This window comes from Cedecea sp. P7760 (assembly GCF_013386425.1).
Classification (GTDB): Bacteria; Pseudomonadota; Gammaproteobacteria; order Enterobacterales; family Enterobacteriaceae; genus Cedecea; species Cedecea selenatireducens.
In genome coordinates, this window is the sequence record NZ_JACARU010000057.1 from 24,018 (window position 1) to 44,285 (window position 20,268).

17 protein-coding genes are annotated in these 20,268 nt (G+C 56.0%); 11 read left to right on the forward strand and 6 right to left on the reverse strand.

The genetic code is table 11. The features are described from left to right. The first annotated feature begins 37 nt into the window (after nucleotides 1–37). Together aat and infA are read left to right on the forward strand one after the other, a co-directional pair. Nucleotides 38–733, forward strand: a complete 696-nt coding sequence (gene aat, locus HX778_RS18750; RefSeq protein ID WP_176982760.1) for a leucyl/phenylalanyl-tRNA--protein transferase — start codon at nucleotides 38–40, stop codon at nucleotides 731–733. A 284-nt stretch (nucleotides 734–1,017) separates the two neighbouring features. Next, nucleotides 1,018–1,236: a translation initiation factor IF-1 gene (infA, locus tag HX778_RS18755; RefSeq protein WP_002211347.1), complete on the forward strand. Its 219-nt coding sequence runs from the start codon at nucleotides 1,018–1,020 to the stop codon at nucleotides 1,234–1,236. 98 nt (nucleotides 1,237–1,334) lie between these two features. Here infA and clpA read toward each other — a convergent pair whose 3' ends face one another. Both clpA and clpS read right to left on the reverse strand, forming a co-directional pair. Further along, complete coding sequence (clpA, locus tag HX778_RS18760; protein WP_038474097.1) at nucleotides 1,335–3,608, reverse strand: ATP-dependent Clp protease ATP-binding subunit ClpA; 2,274 nt, start codon at nucleotides 3,606–3,608, stop codon at nucleotides 1,335–1,337. Between the two features lie 27 nt (nucleotides 3,609–3,635). After that, on the reverse strand, nucleotides 3,636–3,956 hold the full coding sequence (clpS, locus tag HX778_RS18765) for an ATP-dependent Clp protease adapter ClpS (protein ID WP_008461103.1): 321 nt from the start codon (nucleotides 3,954–3,956) through the stop codon (nucleotides 3,636–3,638). A 323-nt stretch (nucleotides 3,957–4,279) separates the two neighbouring features. On the opposite strand from clpS, the gene cspD reads away from it, so the two are divergent. Beyond that, nucleotides 4,280–4,501, forward strand: coding sequence for a cold shock-like protein CspD (cspD, locus tag HX778_RS18770; RefSeq protein WP_038474100.1), 222 nt, complete (start codon nucleotides 4,280–4,282; stop codon nucleotides 4,499–4,501). Nucleotides 4,502–4,589: 88 nt separating this feature from the next. Here the strand turns inward: cspD and macB are convergent, their stop codons facing one another. Both macB and macA read right to left on the reverse strand, forming a co-directional pair. Further along, on the reverse strand, nucleotides 4,590–6,536 hold the full coding sequence (gene macB, locus HX778_RS18775; protein WP_176982761.1) for a macrolide ABC transporter ATP-binding protein/permease MacB: 1,947 nt from the start codon (nucleotides 6,534–6,536) through the stop codon (nucleotides 4,590–4,592). After that, on the reverse strand, nucleotides 6,533–7,648 hold the full coding sequence (gene macA / locus HX778_RS18780; protein WP_038474106.1) for a macrolide transporter subunit MacA: 1,116 nt from the start codon (nucleotides 7,646–7,648) through the stop codon (nucleotides 6,533–6,535). The genes macB and macA overlap by 4 nt, the downstream gene beginning before the upstream one ends. Before the next feature lie 141 nt (nucleotides 7,649–7,789). Here macA and HX778_RS18785 point away from each other — a divergent pair, with 141 nt between their 5' ends. Continuing rightward, nucleotides 7,790–8,737 carry a VirK/YbjX family protein gene (locus HX778_RS18785; protein ID WP_038474109.1) on the forward strand — a complete coding sequence of 316 codons (948 nt, stop codon included), beginning with the start codon at nucleotides 7,790–7,792 and terminating at the stop codon, nucleotides 8,735–8,737. 21 nt (nucleotides 8,738–8,758) lie between these two features. Here HX778_RS18785 and HX778_RS18790 read toward each other — a convergent pair whose 3' ends face one another. Further along, nucleotides 8,759–10,414, reverse strand: a complete 1,656-nt coding sequence (locus HX778_RS18790; RefSeq protein ID WP_038474112.1) for an ATP-dependent endonuclease — start codon at nucleotides 10,412–10,414, stop codon at nucleotides 8,759–8,761. 411 nt (nucleotides 10,415–10,825) lie between these two features. Between HX778_RS18790 and aqpZ the strand changes: the two genes are divergently transcribed. The 4 genes from aqpZ to hcr all read left to right on the forward strand — a co-directional run bounded on the left by aqpZ (nucleotide 10,826) and on the right by hcr (nucleotide 15,342). Beyond that, a complete protein-coding gene (gene aqpZ, locus HX778_RS18795) occupies nucleotides 10,826–11,521 on the forward strand; it encodes an aquaporin Z (protein WP_038474115.1) in 696 nt (231 codons plus the stop codon). Between the two features lie 149 nt (nucleotides 11,522–11,670). Continuing rightward, on the forward strand, nucleotides 11,671–12,570 hold the full coding sequence (locus HX778_RS18800) for a lysine exporter LysO family protein (protein ID WP_038474118.1): 900 nt from the start codon (nucleotides 11,671–11,673) through the stop codon (nucleotides 12,568–12,570). 141 nt (nucleotides 12,571–12,711) lie between these two features. Beyond that, nucleotides 12,712–14,364: a hydroxylamine reductase gene (gene hcp, locus HX778_RS18805; RefSeq protein ID WP_038474121.1), complete on the forward strand. Its 1,653-nt coding sequence runs from the start codon at nucleotides 12,712–12,714 to the stop codon at nucleotides 14,362–14,364. A gap of 9 nt (nucleotides 14,365–14,373) precedes the next feature. Then, a complete protein-coding gene (gene hcr / locus HX778_RS18810) occupies nucleotides 14,374–15,342 on the forward strand; it encodes an NADH oxidoreductase (RefSeq protein ID WP_176982762.1) in 969 nt (322 codons plus the stop codon). 35 nt (nucleotides 15,343–15,377) lie between these two features. On the opposite strand, the gene HX778_RS18815 is transcribed toward hcr, so the two are convergent. After that, nucleotides 15,378–15,809 (reverse strand): DoxX family protein, encoded by a 432-nt coding sequence (locus tag HX778_RS18815; protein ID WP_176982763.1) that lies wholly within the window; start codon nucleotides 15,807–15,809, stop codon nucleotides 15,378–15,380. Between the two features lie 150 nt (nucleotides 15,810–15,959). On the opposite strand from HX778_RS18815, the gene poxB reads away from it, so the two are divergent. From poxB to HX778_RS18830, 3 genes are all read left to right on the forward strand, one after another. After that, a complete protein-coding gene (poxB, locus tag HX778_RS18820) occupies nucleotides 15,960–17,681 on the forward strand; it encodes a ubiquinone-dependent pyruvate dehydrogenase (protein WP_176982764.1) in 1,722 nt (573 codons plus the stop codon). A 65-nt stretch (nucleotides 17,682–17,746) separates the two neighbouring features. Further along, nucleotides 17,747–18,748: a low-specificity L-threonine aldolase gene (ltaE, locus tag HX778_RS18825; protein ID WP_038474133.1), complete on the forward strand. Its 1,002-nt coding sequence runs from the start codon at nucleotides 17,747–17,749 to the stop codon at nucleotides 18,746–18,748. Nucleotides 18,749–18,763: 15 nt separating this feature from the next. Then, nucleotides 18,764–20,215 carry an SDR family oxidoreductase gene (locus tag HX778_RS18830; RefSeq protein ID WP_176982765.1) on the forward strand — a complete coding sequence of 484 codons (1,452 nt, stop codon included), beginning with the start codon at nucleotides 18,764–18,766 and terminating at the stop codon, nucleotides 20,213–20,215. Nucleotides 20,216–20,268: the final 53 nt, after the last annotated feature.

Below are 20,268 nucleotides of genomic sequence, written 5' to 3' on the forward strand. Positions count from 1 at the left end.
ATTATCAATACAATATTGCTCTGGAGTTTTTGTCGTCATGCGCCTGGTGCAGCTTTCTCGTGACTCGATTGCCTTTCCTTCGCCGGAAGGGGCGTTGCGTGAACCCAATGGGTTACTGGCTCTTGGCGGCGACCTTGGCCCCGCTCGTCTGCTGATGGCCTATCAGCGCGGTATTTTTCCGTGGTTTTCTCCCGGGGACCCTATCCTGTGGTGGTCCCCTGATCCTCGCGCCGTGCTGTATCCGGAGCAGTTCCACCTCAGCCGCAGCATGAAGCGCTTTCACCGCGCTGCGCCTTATAAAGTTACGCTAAACCATGCCTTTGAACACGTGCTATACGGCTGCGCGAGCGATCGAAATGAAGGGACATGGATAACCGCAGAAATTGTAGAAGCCTATTTACGCCTGCATGAATTAGGCCATGCACATTCCATTGAGGTATGGGACGGCGAAGAGCTGGTTGGCGGCATGTACGGCGTCGCGCAAGGCGCGCTATTTTGCGGCGAATCTATGTTCAGCCGACGAGTTAATGCCTCAAAAACTGCGCTGCTGGTTTTCTGCCAACATTTTATTCGCCACGGCGGCAAATTGATCGACTGCCAGGTGCTTAATGAGCACACGGCTTCGCTGGGCGTGATAGAAATTCCCCGCCGGGATTATCTCCAGGCATTAGCGGAGCTTCGCCCGCAGCATTTAGGCCCTCACTGCTGGGTTCCGCAGACGCTGGAACAATAATGTTTAACAACACATTTTATGTGAGGGTGTTATAATTAGCGCCGCTAAGTGGCTTTTGCCTGCTACCCCGCCATCGTTTGGGATTTATTGTTTAAGGGAATACCCTCTCATTTATCTCTTTGCGTTCTTCATCGCAGACGTTGCTATGCGCAAGCTGTGACCCGGCGGGTAATAAGCAAAATGCACTTTCATTGGTGATTTCACCAACAATTCTTTACATGATAAGCGAACTTCGGCATTATCTTGCCGGTTCAAACTACGGTAGTGATACCCCAGAGGATTAGATGGCCAAAGAAGACAATATTGAAATGCAGGGTACCGTACTTGATACGTTACCTAACACCATGTTCCGCGTTGAGCTGGAAAACGGGCACGTGGTTACCGCTCATATCTCCGGTAAAATGCGCAAAAACTACATCCGCATTCTGACGGGCGACAAAGTCACCGTTGAGCTGACCCCGTACGACCTGAGCAAAGGCCGCATTGTCTTCCGTAGCCGTTGATAGTTTCGATTCCGCGGCCTGAGATGGGCGGCGTTGAGAGTTAGTCGTAATAGAAAGGCCGGGCAATGCCCGGCCTTTTTTATGCTCGTCGTACGGCGCTAGTGCGCGGCTTCCGGCTTGTGCTTTTGCGCACTCACAAAGTTGAAGGTCAGCTGCTGCTGGTCTTTATCCAGCGCCACCGTCACCTGCCCGCCGTCCACCAGGCTGCCGAACAGCAGCTCGTTAGCCAGCGGTTTTTTCAGGCTGTCCTGAATGACACGCGCCATTGGGCGAGCGCCCATCGCACGGTCATACCCCTTCTCTGCCAGCCAGTCACGCGCTTCCTGGCTAACTTCCAGCGAAACGCCTTTCTGATCCAGCTGCACCTGAAGCTCGACGATAAATTTATCCACCACCTGATGAATCACCTCGGTAGAGAGATGGTTGAACCAGATAATGTTGTCGAGACGGTTACGGAACTCTGGCGTAAAGATCTTTTTGATCTCTTCCATCGCGTCGGTGCTGTTGTCCTGACGGATAAGCCCGATGGACTTACGTTCAGTTTCCCGGACCCCGGCGTTAGTCGTCATTACCAGAATCACGTTGCGGAAGTCCGCCTTACGCCCGTTGTTGTCGGTCAGCGTCCCGTTATCCATCACCTGCAGCAGCAGGTTAAAGACATCCGGATGCGCTTTTTCGATTTCATCGAGCAGCAGAACGGCATGCGGGTGCTTAATGACCGCGTCCGTCAGCAGGCCACCCTGATCGAAGCCGACATAGCCTGGAGGCGCACCAATCAAGCGGCTCACGGTATGACGCTCCATGTACTCGGACATATCAAAGCGCAGCAGCTCAATACCCAGCGACTTCGCCAGTTGGACGGTGACTTCAGTCTTACCGACACCGGTTGGCCCGGCAAACAGGAATGAGCCCACAGGCTTATGATCCTGCCCCAAACCAGCGCGGCTCATCTTGATAGCTTCAGTCAGCGCTTCAATCGCCTTATCCTGGCCAAACACCAGCATTTTCAGGCGGTCGCCCAGGCTTTTCAGCGTATCGCGATCGCTCGCGGAAACGCTTTTTTCCGGGATACGCGCGATGCGAGCTACCACGGTTTCGATGTCCGCCACGTTAACGGTTTTCTTACGTTTGCTGACCGGCATCAGGCGGCTACGTGCGCCCGCCTCATCAATGACGTCAATAGCCTTATCCGGCAGGTGCCTGTCATTGATGTATTTCACCGCCAGCTCAACCGCAGCGCGAACGGCCTTCGCGGTGTAGCGTACGTCGTGGTGCGCTTCATATTTCGGCTTCAGGCCGTTGATTATCTGCACCGTCTCTTCAACGGTTGGCTCGGTAATATCAATCTTCTGGAAGCGACGTGCCAGAGCACGGTCTTTTTCAAAGATGTTGCTGAATTCCTGATAGGTGGTCGAGCCAATCACGCGGATTTTACCGCCGGACAGCAGCGGTTTAATCAGGTTAGCGGCATCAACCTGGCCACCGGAAGCCGCACCCGCACCGATGATGGTGTGAATCTCATCGATAAACAGGATGCTATTTTTATCCTGCTCGAGCTGTTTCAGCAGCGCTTTAAAACGTTTTTCAAAATCACCGCGGTATTTGGTACCGGCCAGCAGAGAACCAATGTCCAGCGAATAGATAGTGCAGTCGGCCATCACTTCCGGCACGTCACCCTGCACGATTCTCCACGCCAGCCCTTCGGCAATCGCGGTTTTCCCCACGCCGGATTCACCGACCAGCAGCGGGTTATTTTTACGGCGACGGCACAGAACCTGAATAGCACGCTCCAGCTCTTTATCGCGGCCAATCAGCGGATCGATCCCGCCAACGCGCGCAAGCTGATTAAGATTGGTGGTGAAGTTTTCCATACGTTCCTCCCCGCCTGCTTGCTCTTCGTTGACCGGGTTTTCAGAGCCCGATGACTGATTCGGTTCGTCTTTGCGCGTGCCGTGAGAGATGAAGTTCACCACGTCAAGGCGGCTCACTTCATGTTTGCGCAGCAGATAGGCCGCCTGGGATTCCTGCTCGCTGAAAATGGCCACCAGCACGTTGGCGCCGGTGACTTCGCTGCGCCCGGAGGACTGGACGTGGAACACCGCTCGCTGCAGCACACGCTGGAAGCTGAGCGTCGGCTGAGTGTCGCGCTCTTCAACGTTAGGTGGCAGGACCGGCGTGGTTTGTTCGATGAAGGCCTCGAGTTCCTGTCGCAGCGCCACCATGTCCACAGAACACGCTTCCAGCGCTTCGCGGGCAGATGGGTTACTGAGCAACGCCAGTAACAGATGCTCGACGGTCATAAATTCATGTCGGTGCTCGCGCGCTCTGGCGAAAGCCATGTTTAAACTGAGTTCCAGTTCTTGATTGAGCATAGGCACCTCCCCAAATTATCGGCCTTGTCAGGCCTTTTCTAGCGTACACAGCAGCGGGTACTCGTTCTCCCTTGCATACTGGTTCACTAACGCCACTTTGGTTTCCGCTACTTCTGCAGTAAAGATGCCACAGATAGCTTTACCCTGATAGTGAACCGTGAGCATCAACTGCGTTGCACGTTCAACATCATAAGAAAAGAACTTTTGCAGTACGTCAATAACAAATTCCATTGGCGTGTAGTCGTCGTTCATCAGTATAACTTTATACATGGAGGGCGGTTTTAGCGTTTCGCGCAGTTTATCCGCCGCCATTTGGTCAAAGTCCAACCAGTCGTTCGTCTTACCCATTTCGATTTATCATCGTTTGTTGAAGCCCAACACACTGTCAGGCAAGGCCTTATATTGAGTGTAATACGCTTTTAGCAAACGTATTGCATCGTATTCGATCCCGCTACTTTTTCCCGTAAGCGAGCTGCATCACATTAATGGCAATAGCGTTAACTGCTTCAAATTTTTGACTCATTGTTGCCCAACCAGCCCCGCCAGATGCTTGACGCAGTGTATAAAATATCTACATTGTAGCGGGGTGAGTTGGCGAGGTTTTGAACAGCCCGCCCTTACCCACCGGTTGATTCCATCTCACTATTAAGATTTACGAAGGATGTCGAAGCATGGAGACGGGTACTGTTAAATGGTTCAATAACGCCAAAGGGTTCGGTTTTATCTGCCCGGAAGGCGGCGGCGAAGACATCTTCGCCCACTACTCCACCATTCAGATGGACGGATACAGAACGCTAAAAGCCGGGCAACTTGTCAGGTTTGATGTACACGAAGGACCTAAAGGCAACCATGCCAGCCTGATCGTTCCCCACGAGGCGGAAGCCGTCGCCTAGCGCCCGGGAACCCTGGTTAATTGTGTACATCCCGCAGATAAAATGCCAGTCCGCAAGGCTGGCATTTTTTTATCGTCAGCCACTGGAGCTACTCGCGCGCTAACGCATCGATAGGATTCAGCCGAGCCGCGTTTCTGGCCGGCAGCCAGCCAAACAGCACGCCCGTCGCGGTCGAACAGCCAAACGCGGTGAGCAGCGCAACCGGGGAGAAACCTATCTGCCAGCCCGGCAGCACCAGCTGCAGCGTGAAGGCAATCAGCAGCGACAGGGAAATCCCCAACGCCCCGCCGACCAGGCACACCAGCACCGCCTCAATTAAAAACTGCTGCAGCACGTCACTGGCTCGCGCCCCAACCGCCATGCGGATCCCAATCTCTTTGGTCCGCTCGGTAACCGACACCAGCATAATATTCATAACGCCGATCCCCCCCACCAGCAGCGAAATCACCGCCACCAGCGTCAGGAACATCTGAAGAGTACGTGTGGTCTTTTCCGCCGTTTTCAACAGCCCGTCCATGTTATAGCTGAAAAAGTCTTTCTTGCCGTGACGCAGCAACAGCAGGCGATTAAGCTGCTGCTCGGCTTCATGACTGTCATAGCCTTCTTTCACCCGCACGGTAATCGAGTTAAGCCAGCTCTGACCCATCACGCGCCCGGCCATCGTGTTATAAGGCAGCCAGACGCGTAGCACCTTGCTGCTGCCAAACATCGACTGTTTTTCTTCCGCCACGCCAATCACCGTCGCCGGCATGTTGCCGACCAGCACGACTTCGCCGACCACCTCACTTTTGTTCGGGAATAGCTGTCTTTTGCTATTGGCATCGAGCACCACGACCTGCGCGCGGCCGTTCATCTGTTCGTCATTAAAGCTTGCGCCCTGGCTCATCGTCATGCCGTAAACATCGAAATAGTCGCCGCTAACCCCATTGACGCTGGCCGCCGCATCCACGTTGCCGTAGCGCAGGCGCAAATTGCTGGAAATAGAGGGCGTGGCCGAACTCACCCAGGGCTGCTGGCGGATAGCCAGCAAATCATCATATTTCAGCGCCTGCTGGAACTGCGGATCGTCATCGCCGAAGTCTTTACCGGGATAAACGTCAATAGTGTTGGTCCCGATGGAGCGAATATCTTCCAGCACCATCTGTTTGGCGGCATCACCCACCACCACGATAGAAACCACCGAGGCAATACCAATAATAATGCCGAGCATGGTCAGCAACGTGCGCATCTTGTTTGCAGCCATCGCCAGCCACGCCATACCGAGTGCCTCGCGGAAGCTGCTGATAACCTGCTGTACGGATGAGCCGCTTCTCAGCGCCTGATTTTCAACCGCCCGTGCCGCAGGCTGATGAACCGGCGGCGGGTTACTGATAATTTCACCGTCGCGAATTTCGATAATACGCTGAGCCTGCGCCGCAACCGCCGGGTCGTGGGTCACGATAATCACCGTATGCCCGCGCTCACGAAGCTGCTTCAGGGTTGCCATCACCTCTTCGCCGGAATGGCTGTCGAGTGCACCGGTGGGTTCATCGGCCAGAATCACCTGCCCGCCGTTCATCAGCGCACGTGCGATACTGACCCGCTGCTGCTGCCCGCCCGAAAGCTGCGAAGGAAGATATTCCACCCGCTCCTTCAGCCCAAGACGCCCCAGCAACTCGTGCGCACGCTGCTGCCGCTGGGCTCTCGTTGTCCCGGCATAGACCGCAGGAACCTCAACGTTTTGCGAAGCATTCAGGTGAGAGAGCAGATGGTAACGCTGGAAGATAAAGCCGAAATGCTCGCGGCGTAGCGTCGCCAGCGCATCGTTATCCAGCCCCGCGACATCCGCGCCAGCCACCTTGTAGCTCCCGTGGCTTGGCTTATCCAGACAGCCAAGAATGTTCATTAGCGTAGACTTGCCGGAGCCGGATGCACCGACAATCGCCACCATTTCCCCGGCCTCAATCGTCAGGCTGATGCCCTTCAGCACCTCCACCTGCTCTTCACCGGAGGGATAGCTACGACGAATATCCTTTAGCTCAAGCAGCGCCGTCATTTGCTGCTCCCGGCGTTGGCGCGACCAGTCACCACCTCTTCGCCTTCTTCCAGCCCGTTCACGACCTGAACCTGGGTGTCGTTACGCATGCCGATGGTTATCTCACGCACTTTCGTTTCGCCGTTGCGCAGCACGGTGATGTTATAGCGATTATCACCAATCGGTTCGCCCAGCGCGGCCAGCGGAATGGTCAGCACATCTTTTACGCCACCCAGCTGAATATGCACCTGCGCGGTCATATCGAGACGCAGAATGCCTTTCGGATTCGGCACCTCAAAACGCGCATTGTAGAAGATAGCCTCGTTGACCTTATCCGGCGTCGGCAGAATATCCTTAAGCACGCCTTCATAGCGGGTCATCGGGTCACCCAGCACGGTGAACCAGGCTTTCTGGCCCGGCTTAAGGTGAATCACATCGGCTTCTGACACCTGCGCCTTCACCAACATGGTGCTTAAATCCGCCAGCGTCAGGATATTCGGCGCCTGCTGAGCGGCAATCACGGTTTGCCCCTGCAGCGTCGTTATTTGCGTCACTTCGCCCGCCATTGGGGCAACGATACGGGTAAATTCAAGATTCGTTTTCGCGGTGCTGAGTGAGGCCTGATTACGCTTGATTTGTGCATCAATGGTACCAATCTGCGCCTGTTTGACCGCCAGATCGGTTGCTGCCTTATCCAGATCCTGACGTGATACAGCCTGGGTCTTCGCCAGCGCCTGCTGACGAGAAAGCGTTACTGCGGCAAGCTTGCTTTCGGCTTCGGACTGCATGCGTTGCGCCCGCAGTTCCATCAGCGTGGCCTCCACCTCTTTAACCTGGTTTTCCGCCTGTTCCGGATCGATAACCCCCAGAAGCTGATCTTTTTTCACTTTATCGCCAATGCTCACCGACAGCGTTTTTAACTGCCCGCTCACCTGCGCACCCACGTCAACCTTGCGCACGGCATCAAGCTTTCCGGTAGCCAGAACGCTTTGCTGGAGAGAAGCCTTACGCACAATCATCGTCTGGTATTGCGGGGTTGGCGCATGCAAAAACTGCCATAGCCAGAGGAAAAATATCACCACTAATAGCGCGTAGAGCCAGTAACGTTTTTTGAATTTTCCCTTAAGTTTCATATAAGTCCTGAAATAGACAAAGCATGATTAAACAAATCTTAAACAAACTGCACAATGTGAAGAAGTGTAACAGTGATTGAATGTCGGTTGATATCCGGCGTGCTGAAATAGCGCCATCTTAGTCGAATTCAGGTTTTAATTATGTCCCAGATCGCTGCCACCCAAATCACCGAAACCCTGCCTCAAACGGGCTGGAAACTCTTCCTTTCTTTAGCAACAGGTGAGTGGCAGCCGGGAGCATCCTGGAGTAAGAAGGCTTATCGCCGCAAGTTTATTTTGCGCTCACTGGCGATGCCTGTGCATACCGCCAGCCTGATGAATAATCTTGCCAGCCAGCCGCACCTCGCCAGCATGCTAAACGCTCAGCCGGGGCTGCCTTGCCGCCTGCATCGCCCTTACCTCGCGCTGCCGCTTAACCGCAAGCATACGCGTGACACCATCGGTTACCACTACCAAAAAATTGCCGAGAAGATGCCGAAGAAGCTGCTCAACGGGCATTTCGCTACCGAAGGCTACCGCCTGGCAACGCTGGTGGGCAAGAACAACGAACTGATGTTTATCGACCTTACCTCCCATGATATCGAAGGCAAGGAAGGGGAAGCATTCCTGAACTTCTGTAATGAAGACGGCGTTCCGCTGGCGCGCATTACCTTCACCCTCAACCAGTTTGAAGGTAAAAACACCCTCTTCATAGGCTGCCTGCAAGGGGCAAAACCCTGGGTTCCTCATGAAGCGATTCAGGCTGCGACCAAAGCCTGCCACGGCCTGTTCCCGAAACGCATTTTGCTTGAAGTGGCCTGTGAACTGGCGAAGCTTCTCGACGCGGAACGCATTCTGGCGGTGAGCAACAGCACGCATATCTACCGCTCCTGGCGCTATGAGAAGAAGAAAAAAGACAGCCTACACGCTGACTATGACAGTTTCTGGAAATCCATGAGCGGCGAGCTGCGCGCCGACGGCCTGTTTGCCCTGCCGTCCAGCGTTGAGCGCAAGCCGCTGGAAGATATTGCGAGCAAAAAACGTGCGGAATACCGCCGCCGCTATGAGCTTCTGGACGGCATGATGAGCAATATCAACAGCCACTTCTAAACCCGAATGGCGAGCCGGGCGTTAATCCGCCCGGCCACGAGCCAGCCAAAGCACCCGGGAAAACATTTTACGAAACAGCGGTGGAACCGCATCCACGCCGCGACGCCCCGCCTCCAGCGCCACCTCTATGGCTAAATCCGGCTTCGACGAACGATGAATAGCCTTGGTAATAATCCGGCGCAAATTCATCGGCACGTTATCGGGCAGCTGTGCCACGCGATGAAACACGTCTGCAAACCCCTGCCGATACATAAAGTGCTCCATATCCAGAGCCGGAAGCGCCGTAAGATGATCGCGTTCCTGGTCGCGGTCGTTATCCAGCAGGCCGCGAACGGTGGCGGCGTATTTTTTACCGGCGTCATCACCGTCGACCAGCACGTGCCACTCAATGCCCATGCGCCGGGCAAACTTAATGAGAGGGCGCAGGCCGGACTGGGCGAATTCAATCACCTTCACGCCTTCGGCATCAAAATGGTGCCCACACTGTCGCGCCAGTTCGTTCATCACCCACACTTCGGTTTCACCTTCCACCAGCAGCCAGCAGCGGGAAAAGAGGGAAGAGGCACGGTTAAAACGAATATGGAAAGCAATTCGCCGGCTGTCTTCCGCGTTCATGCCGCCCGGCCCTAATCGCCATGCCGCCACGCGCGAAGATTCACGCACCAGGCGACACACATGCTCAACCGGCGTCAGCGAGAGTAATTCGCCGGAATTTGTGGTGGTGATCTTTTGCAGCGGCAGCAGATTGAGCAGATGCCAGGCGACAGACAGCATGATCGGGTGCAGGCGTGTTTCCGGGTCTTCCACCAGCAGAAGCGGACGGGCATCGCGATCGAGCGCAATGCTGCCCTTCGCCTGCAGCAAGGTAGAAAACATGCCCAGCAGGATCATGCGGTGCGAACGGCTGCCCGGCTTGTCGATCATTCGGTTGATCACATCCAGATAGCGCCAGCTGCGCTGCTCATCGTGGGAACGTCGCCGCATCAGGCGCTGATGAGCCACCGCGCCCTGTTCAGAAAAATAGTGCTCCAGCAGCTGCACCATGGCCGAAAGCCCCTGCCGTAGCTGCGCGTCGGTGAGGTTTTGCGGTCTCGACACCAGCTCCCGCGCCAGAAAATCCAGCTGGCGCGCCGTCAGCTCCGTATCCGGCATTTCGGGCATCCCGCCGTTGCGTAGCCGCCGCATAAAGCGGGCGTCCCTGAGCCGCAGGACAGGATTCAGGCGCGTAATGTGCATCGCCATTTCGTCGATATTATCCAGCGTCAGCGGCTGGCCGTGAGCGTTGAGAAAACTGCGGAGCGTGAGTACCGTCCCTTCATCCCCAAGCTCCCCTTCCAGGCGATAATAGATACGATGAAAGCCGTCGCTACCGGCAATCCAGACCGGAGCGAGATTCCTGTATCGCCGCCCTAAATGGTGGCCAGGTGCCGCCTCACGAAACGTCAGAATAATGTGCAGATGGCTTTCACGCCCGTGCATCTCACCCGGTGGAAAATAGAAATCCTCGCGTACAAAATGGTACAGCTCCCGGTGCGGAGAAAGCAGCAGCGTCAGCGCATCCAGCAGGCTCGATTTACCCCAGGCGTTTTCGCCAATCAGCACATTGTTTTGCTCAAGCATTAACGACAAACGGTTAATACCACGAAAGCCAACAACCTCAACCCGCTCGAGAAACATACCGCCTCCTGTGCATCCGCCTTAAATTCCATCGTTCTTTTCGAGTATAGCGGCAAGCGGGAGAGCAATGTAACTGCACAATGTCAAAGCGTTAAGTGATAAAACACGCCGCAATTAACATAATCAATTCGTGCTGGGGAGCTATTTTTTGCTATCCAGAATATTCTTACTTCATTCAAAGATAATCTATACTTCCGACACCTCTCCTCATAAAAGGAATAACACCTCATTGCCCTAAATCAAAAAACAGGAATTTATTGTGCTGGTGGCGAATTGGCGAAATACCTAATATTAACGCGTATTTAATATTACTTTCGTCATTCACTTAATGACGGTGAATTAGCGACAATCGGGTTCGTGTGATTTAGCGCGTGAGCCGTAAGTTGTTTCTTGCTTTTAGAAGAGGTGGTTATGTTTAGAAAATTAGCAGCCGAGTTCTTCGGGACATTCTGGCTGGTATTTGGTGGCTGCGGTAGCGCGGTATTAGCGGCAGCATTCCCTGAATTAGGCATTGGTTTCGTGGGTGTGGCACTGGCATTTGGTTTAACCGTGCTGACCATGGCATTTGCCGTCGGTCATATCTCTGGCGGGCACTTTAACCCCGCGGTTACCCTTGGCCTGTGGGCCGGTGGTCGCTTCCCGGCAAAAGAAGTGATTGGCTACATCATTGCCCAGGTCATTGGCGGTATTGTTGCTGCGGGTATTCTGTATTTAATCGCCAGCGGTAAAACCGGCTTTGATGCTGCGGCCAGCGGTTTTGCCTCCAACGGCTACGGTGAACATTCACCGGGTGGATATTCCATGCTGTCCGCCATTGTTATTGAAATCGTATTAACCTGTGGTTTCTTAATTGTTATTCATGGCGCTACGGACAAATTCGCAGCCCCAGGTTTTGCCCCGATTGCCATTGGTCTGGCATTAACCTTAATTCACCTGATTAGCATTCCAGTCACCAACACTTCTGTAAACCCGGCGCGCAGTACCGCAGTCGCTATTTTCCAGGGCGGTTGGGCATTGGATCAGCTGTGGTTATTCTGGGTCATGCCAATTATTGGTGGGATCCTGGGCGGCGTTATTTATCGTACGCTGCTGGAAAAACGTAGCTAAGTCATTATGCAGGCTTACCCCGGTGAGCCTGCCATTTCCCCCATCCTCTCCCGCGCAAACCTTTTTCTTCGTCTCTACTCGACTCGTTTCCTTTCTTTCGGTAGTGTGACATCCGTCGTAACATTTTAACTACAAGGACTGTCCCACCCATGCTCTCAGGATTGCTTATTATCCTGGTGCCGCTGATCGCCGGCTACCTGATCCCACTGAAACAAACTCACCTGCTTAAGCTTATTAACCGCCTGCTGAGCTGGATTGTTTACGTGATCCTGTTCCTGATGGGCATTAGCCTGGCGTTTCTCGATAACCTCGCCAGCAATCTGCTGACCATCCTGCATTACTCTGTCATCAGCGTGGCCGTGATTATGCTGTGTAACGTAGCCGGCCTTTTACTGCTGGAACGTTCTCTGCCCTGGCGGCACCAGCATAAACAGGAAAAACTGCCATCACGCCTGGCGATGGCGCTGGAATCTTTGCAGCTTTGCGGCGTGGTCGCCCTCGGTTTCCTGCTGGGGCTGAGCGGGTTCGAAGTACTGCAACATGCCACCGAGGCAAGCGAATACACGCTTATCTTCCTGCTGCTGCTGGTCGGTATTCAGCTGCGTAACAGCGGCATGACCATCAAGCAAATCGTCCTCAACCGTCGCGGTATGATAGTCGCCGTCGTGGTCGTCCTGAGCTCGATGGTCGCCGGGGTGATAAACGCCATGATTCTCGGCTTGCCGATCAAGACCGGCCTGGCCATGGCTTCCGGGTTTGGCTGGTACTCGCTGTCCGGGATCCTGATGACCGAGTCTTACGGGCCGGTTATCGGCAGCGCCACCTTCTTTAATGACCTGGTGCGCGAACTGCTGGCGATTATGCTGATCCCGGCCCTGGTTCGCCGCAGCCGCTCTACGGCGCTTGGCCTTTGCGGTGCGACCTCGATGGACTTTACCCTGCCGGTTCTGCAGCGCAGCGGCGGCGTGGAAATTGTGCCTGCCGCCATCGTGCACGGCTTTATTCTTAGCCTGCTGACGCCGCTGCTGATGGCCTTCTTCGCCTCCTGATACCTCTCTGGCGGTAGCCTGCTGCCGCCAAAGTTGAGCTATATCAATCTCCCATTAAGTTGCACCAAAAATTCCTTTAAACCTGTTCTGCTGAGGCCTAACCTTAAACATGTATTTAAAATATAACTTTAAGGTGAGATCATGTTTTGTGTGCAATGTGAACAGACCATCCGTACCCCGGCCGGCGATGGCTGTGCCTATGCCCAGGGCGTTTGCGGTAAAACGGCCCAGACTTCCGACCTGCAGGACCTGCTGATTGCGACATTGCAGGGGCTTTCCGCCTGGGCGGTCGCCGCTCGTGAACGCGGTATTATCGACCACGAAATTGATAACTTTGCCCCACGCGCCTTCTTCTCTACGTTGACCAACGTCAACTTCGACTCCGCCCGCATCGTAGGCTATGCCCGCGAAGCAATTACGATGCGTGAAGATCTGAAAGCCCGCACTCTGGCTATCAGTCCTTCGGCAGCCGTAACTAACCCAATGGCAGAGCTGCAGCTGGTCAGCAGCGACCTCGGGGAGCTTCAGCGTCAGGCCGCCGAATTTACGCCCAACCGCGATAAAGCCGACATTGGCGAAGACATTCTCGGCCTGCGCCTGCTGTGCCTGTACGGCATGAAAGGCGCTGCCGCGTATATGGAACACGCGCACGTGCTGGGCCAGTACGACAATGACATCTATGCCCAGTACCATAAAATCATGGCGTGGCTCGGCACCTGGCCTGCGGACATGGGCGCCCTGCTGGACTGCTCCATGGAAATCGGCCAGATGAACTTCAAAGTGATGAGCATTCTGGATCTCGGGGAAACCGGTAAATACGGCCACCCAACGCCAACCCAGGTTAACGTGCGTCCCGTGGCCGGGAAATGCATCCTGATTTCCGGCCATGACCTGAAGGATCTTTATAACCTGCTCGAGCAAACCGAAGGCACCGGCGTGAACGTCTATACCCACGGGGAAATGCTGCCGGCGCACGGCTACCCAGAGCTGCGTAAATTCAAGCATCTGGTTGGCAACTACGGCAGCGGCTGGCAGAACCAGCAAACCGAATTCGCCCGTTTCCCTGGCCCGATTGTGATGACCTCCAACTGCATCATCGACCCAACCGTGGGCGCGTACGATGACCGAATCTGGACCCGCAGCATCGTCGGCTGGCCGGGCGTCAGCCACCTGGAAGGCGACAACTTTGGCCCGGTGATTACCCAGGCTCAGCAAATGGCGGGCTTCCCGTACAGCGAAATCGAGCACCTGATCACCGTCGGTTTTGGCCGTCAGACCCTGCTGGGGGCGGCAGACACGCTTATCGATCTGGTCAGCCGTGAAAAACTGCGCCACATCTTCCTGGTCGGCGGCTGCGACGGGGCGCGTGGCGAACGTAACTACTTCACCGACTTCGCCACCAGCGTGCCTCAGGACTGCCTGATCCTGACCCTGGCCTGCGGGAAATATCGCTTTAACAAACTGGACTTCGGCGACATCGAAGGGCTGCCGCGTCTGGTAGATGCGGGCCAGTGTAACGACGCCTATTCGGCGATTATTCTGGCCGTGACGCTCGCAGAGAAACTGGGCTGCGGGGTGAACGATCTGCCGCTGAGCCTGGTGCTCTCCTGGTTCGAGCAAAAAGCGATTGTCATTCTGCTTACCCTGCTCTCACTTGGCGTCACGAATATCGTCACCGGCCCAACCGCGCCGGGCTTCCTCACGCCAAACCTGCTGGCGGTGCTGAACGAGAAATTTGGCCTGCGCGCCATCACCACCGTTGAGCAAGATATTCAACAGTTAATGAGCGCGTAAGGAGTCCCCATGACCATGCCAACGCCGCTGTGCCCGTATCGTATGCAGGTGCACCATATTCACCAGGAAACGCCGGATGTCTGGACGCTGTCGCTGATCAATCACGACTTCTACCCTTACAAAGCCGGGCAATATGCGCTGGTGAGCATTCGTAACGGCAGCGAGACTCTGCGGGCCTACACCCTCTCTTCCACACCGGGCATCAGCGAATTCATCACGCTGACGGTGCGGCGCATCGACGGCGGCGCTGGCTCCGGCTGGCTTACCGGCGAGGTGAAAGTGGGTGATTACCTGTGGCTGTCTGAAGCACAAGGGGAGTTTAGCTGCGAGAACCTGTCGTCAGAGCACTATCTGCTGCTGGCGGCGGGCTGCGGCGTCACGCCGATTATGGCCATGCGCCGCTGGCTGGCAAAGCATCGCCCGCAGGCGGACGTGCAGGTTATCTACAACGTGCGCTCTCCGCAGGACGTGATTTTTGCTGACGAATGGCGGCATTACCCGGTGACCCTGGTGGCGGAAAACAATGCTACTCAAGGCTTTATTGCCGGACGGCTGAGCCGCGAGATCCTGGCCTCGGTGCCGGATATCGCCGGCCGGACGGTAATGACCTGCGGGCCCGCGCCTTATATGGCCCAGGTTGAAAAAGAAGTGAAAGCGCTGGGGGTAACGGCGTTTTATCAGGAAGTGTTCTTTACGCCATCCGCTGCACCGTCAACGGGCGGCCTGAAGTTCACCACGCTGCAGCCGATGCGTGAGTTCTACTCACCGGTGGGCAGTACGCTGCTTGCCGCGCTCGAAAGCAACAGCGTGCCGGTGAATGCCGCCTGCCGCGCAGGCGTGTGCGGCTGCTGTAAAACGAAAGTGGTGTCAGGCGACTACACCGTCTCCAGCACCATGACGCTGACGGATGAGGAAATCGCCAGTGGCTATGTGCTGGCCTGCTCCTGTCATCCTCAGAGCGACCTGGTGCTCGCTTAAATCTGAAAAGGCACCTCGCGGTGCCTCTTCTTTTTCTACCGCCAGGCAGCCTTGCCAAACGCGTAACGCCCCCCACCACAAAAGACTATCGCCAGCGCGCCGAGGAAAAAGTACATCAGGCTCTCAATGCCCCAGGCCCCGGTTTTATCCAGCATAAAGGTTTCCCCCACGCCCACCAGCAGCCACGCCACGATCATGGTGAATACCAGCCCAATCGCGGACAGCCGCGTCAGGATCCCTAAAATAATCAGCAGCGGGGCAAGCACCTCACCCAGCAGCACGCCGTAGGCCACAAATTCCGGTATGCCGTGCGCAGCCAGCATCCCTTTAATGCCGCCCACGCCCCCAAACAGCTTATGCAGGCCGTGAAACAGCATCAGGCCACCTACCGCCAGGCGCAGGAATAATTTGCCCAGATCGTCTTTGCTTAGTGCGCCATTCACTGCATTTAACATTTTAGTAACCATATGAATTGCCACCCTTTTAAAATGATAACGAGAATAATTTACACTTAATATTCAGCAACAAATAGCCCTAATTTTAGGGAGGCTTTTACCTGCCCTTACGTGGAATTGAACTAAGCTTGTAAGCGCTATCACACTGGACAAGGAAAACCGATGAAACAATCCGTAGCGGCCTGGCTGGCCAAAACGCTTGAAAGCGCGGGCGTGAAACGTATCTGGGGCGTCACCGGCGATTCACTGAACGGCCTCAGCGACAGCCTCAATCGTATGGGGACCATCAAGTGGATGCCGACCCGCCATGAGGAGGTTGCCGCTTTCGCCGCCGGGGCAGAAGCGCACCTTACCGGAGAGCTTGCGGTTTGTGCTGGCTCGTGTGGGCCAGGCAACCTGCACCTCATTAACGGCCTGTATGACTGCCACCGAAACCACGTGCCCGTGCTCGCTATTGCCGCCCATATTCCTTCAAGCGAAATCGGCAGCGGTTACTTCCAGGAAACCCACCCCGAAGAGCTGTTCCGCGAGTGCAGCCACTACTGCGAGCTGGTCTCTAACCCGGAACAAATCCCGCAGATACTGGCGATAGCCATGCGTAAAGCCATCCTGAACCGCGGCGTTTCGGTCGTCGTCCTGCCGGGCGACGTGGCGCTTAAGCCTGCGCCGGAAAACGCGACCACTCACTGGTACCCGGCCCCTCAGCCCGTCGTGGTGCCGCATCATGACGAGCTGAAAAAACTCGCCCAGCTGCTGCGCTATAACGACAACATCGCCCTGATGTGCGGCAGCGGCTGTGCCGGCGCCCACGATGAACTGGTACAGCTGGCGGCCACGCTGAAAGCGCCTGTCGTTCACGCCCTGCGCGGTAAAGAGCATGTCGAGTACAACAACCCCTATGACGTGGGCATGACCGGATTAATCGGCTTCTCGTCCGGCTTCCACACCATGATGAACGCCGACACGCTGATCCTACTCGGCACCCAGTTCCCGTACCGTGCGTTCTACCCGACGGATGCAAAAATTATCCAGATTGATATCAATCCCGGCAGCATCGGCGCGCACAGCAAGGTCGACATGGCGCTGATTGGCGATATCAAAGCCACGCTGGCCGCCCTGCTGCCGATGCTGGAAGAGAAAACCGATCGCAGCTTCCTCGATAAAGCGCTCGAGAATTACCGCAAAGCACGTGAGGATCTGGACGATCTGGCAAAAGCCACCGAAGGCAAGCCAATCCACCCTCAATATCTGGCGCAGCAAATCAGCCATTACGCCGCCGATGATGCCATTTTTACCTGCGACGTAGGCACGCCGACCGTCTGGGCCGCACGCTATCTAAAAATGAACGGCAGGCGCCGTCTGCTGGGCTCGTTTAACCACGGCTCGATGGCTAACGCCATGCCGCAGGCGCTGGGCGCAAAAGCCACCGCCCCCGATCGTCAGGTCGTCGCCATGTGCGGCGACGGCGGATTCAGCATGCTGATGGGTGATTTCCTGTCCGTCGCGCAAATGCAGCTGCCGATTAAAATAGTGGTCTTCAACAACAGCGTGCTGGGGTTTGTGGCCATGGAGATGAAGGCCGGGGGCTACCTCACCGACGGCACCGAACTCCACGACACCAACTTCGCCCGCATCGCCGAAGCCTGCGGCATCACCGGCATTCGCGTTGAAAAACCCGAAGAGCTGAACGCCGCGCTGGAACAGGCTTTCAGTACGGATGGCCCGGTGCTGGTGGACGTGGTTGTCGCCAAAGACGAGCTGGCTATTCCCCCGCAAATCAAGCTGGAACAGGCTAAAGGATTCAGCCTGTATATGCTGCGCGCCATCATCAGCGGGCGCGGAGATGAAGTTATCGAGCTGGCGAAAACCAACTGGTTCCGGTAAAAAAGAAGGTTGCCTCAGGTGCCCGGATACTCGTCCGGGCGCAGCCTCTCGATAAAGGACCCGTCATGATCGATTTACGCAGCGATACCGTTACCCGCCCTTCCCGCGCCATGCTTGAGCAGATGATGGCCGCGCCGACCGGAGATGACGTTTACGGCGACGACCCGACCGTTAACGAGCTTCAGGAGTACGCGGCAAAAATCAGCGGGAAAGAAGCTGCCCTGTTTTTACCTACCGGCACTCAGGCTAACCTGGTGGCGTTGCTCAGCCACTGCGAGCGCGGCGAAGAGTACATCGTTGGCCAGGCCGCACATAACTACCTCTATGAAGCCGGTGGTGCAGCGGTACTGGGCAGCATTCAGCCTCAGCCTATCGAAGCGGATCGCGACGGCTCCCTGCCGCTGGACAAAGTGGCGGCCAAAATTAAGCCGGACGACATTCACTTCGCCCGCACTAAATTATTGAGCCTTGAGAATACCCATAACGGCAAAGTGCTGCCGCGCGAATATCTCCAGCAGGCCTGGGAGTTCACCCGCAAGCACAACCTGGCGCTGCACGTTGACGGCGCGCGTATCTTCAACGCCGTGGTTTCCTATGGCTGCCAGCTGGAAGACATTACCCGCTACTGCGACAGCTTCACCATCTGCCTGTCGAAAGGCCTGGGCACGCCGGTTGGCTCCCTGCTGGTGGGCAGTAAAGAGTACATCAAACGTGCCATACGCTGGCGCAAGATGACCGGTGGCGGCATGCGCCAGGCCGGGATTCTGGCGGCGGCTGGCCTGTATGCGCTGAAAAATAACGTTGAGCGCCTGAAAGAAGATCACGATAACGCTCACTGGCTGGCTGGCGAGCTGCGTGAAATTGGCGTTGACGTAATGCGCCAGGATACCAACATGGTGTTCGTGCGCATGACGGCGGAAGAAGCGGAAGATTTAGGCCCCTACATGCGTGAGCGCGGCATCATCATCAGCGCGGGCCCGGCAACGCGCCTGGTCACCCATCTGGACGTCACCCGCAGTCAGCTGGCTGAAGTCGTCGCCCACTGGCGCAGCTTCCTGCAAAACTAACGGGAGTCAGGGACGATGGCAGAACCCCAAAGGATACTGGTCCTCGGCGCCAGCGGCTACATTGGCCAGCACCTGGTGCCTTTACTCTCGGCGGCGGGGCATCACGTCACCGCCGCCGCACGCCGCATTGACTGGCTGAAAAAGCAGCCGTGGCCTGGCGTCGAATGTCGGCACGTTGACTTACACTGGCCGCACCGCCTGGGTGCCTTACTGGAAAGCGTGGATACGGTTTATTACCTGATCCACAGCATGGGCGATGGCGATGACTTTATGGAGTTCGAACGCCAGGCGGCGCTGAACATGCGCGACGCGCTGACCGAGCATCCGGTCAAGCAGGTTATTTTCCTCAGCTCATTGCAGGCAAAAAGTGGGCAAACAAATTCGAAACACCTGAAGGCGCGGCAAATCACAGCAGATATCCTGCGCGATTCCGGCGTTCCGGTCACCGAACTGCGGGCAGGAATTATTGTTGGCGCAGGCTCGGCGGCCTTCGAGGTCATGCGTGATATGGTTTACAACCTGCCGGTGCTCACGCCACCGCGCTGGGTGCGCTCCCGCACCTCACCTATTGCCCTGGATAACCTGCTGCATTACCTGGTCGCGCTGTTAGATAATCCTGCGACAGGCCACCGCCTGTTTGAAGCCGCAGGCCCGGAAGTGCTCAGCTACCAGCAGCAGTTTGAGCGCTTTATGGCTATCAGCGGCCGCCGTCGTCCGTTGATTCCCGTCCCTCTGCCCACCAGCTGGATTTCCGTGTGGTTTCTGAACGTCATCACCTCCGTGCCGCCCGGCATCGCCAAAGCGCTGATTCAGGGGCTTGAACACGATCTGCTGGCCGATGACCGCAGCCTGCGAGAACTCATCCCGCAGCAGCTCATCAGCTTTGACGACGCCGTACGCCTGACGCTGGCGAACGAGCACAAGCTCGCCAACTCGCAGGACTGGGGCTATGACGCTCAGGCGTTTGCCCGCTGGCGGCCAGATTACGGTTTTTTTGCCAAACAGGCGGGCTGCACGCTCACCACCCACGCCGATCTCCGTTCACTGTGGCAGGTCATTAACCAGCTCGGCGGCAAAGAAGGCTACTTTTTTGGCAATACCCTGTGGAAGACCCGCGCGCTGATGGATTTGCTGGTCGGCCATCGGCTTGCTAAAGGGCGGCCTGAAAAAGCCATGCTGGAAGTGGGCGACACCGTGGATAGCTGGAAAGTGATTATTGCCGAGCCGGAAAAAGAGCTGACGCTGCTGTTCGGCATGAAAGCGCCGGGGCTCGGGCGGCTTTCCTTCACATTGCAGGATGACGGCAACCAGCGCACGCTCGACGTCAGGGCCTGGTGGCATCCTCACGGCTGCGCCGGTTTGCTCTACTGGCTGGTGATGATCCCCGCCCATTTATTTATCTTTAAGGGAATGGCGCGGCGAATTGTTCATTTAGCGGAACAAAACTCGATCAAAAAGAGATGTTAGCTCTTAATCTTTCAGTATTCCCATTGCATGCGCTGCCGTTTCACGGAAAAATG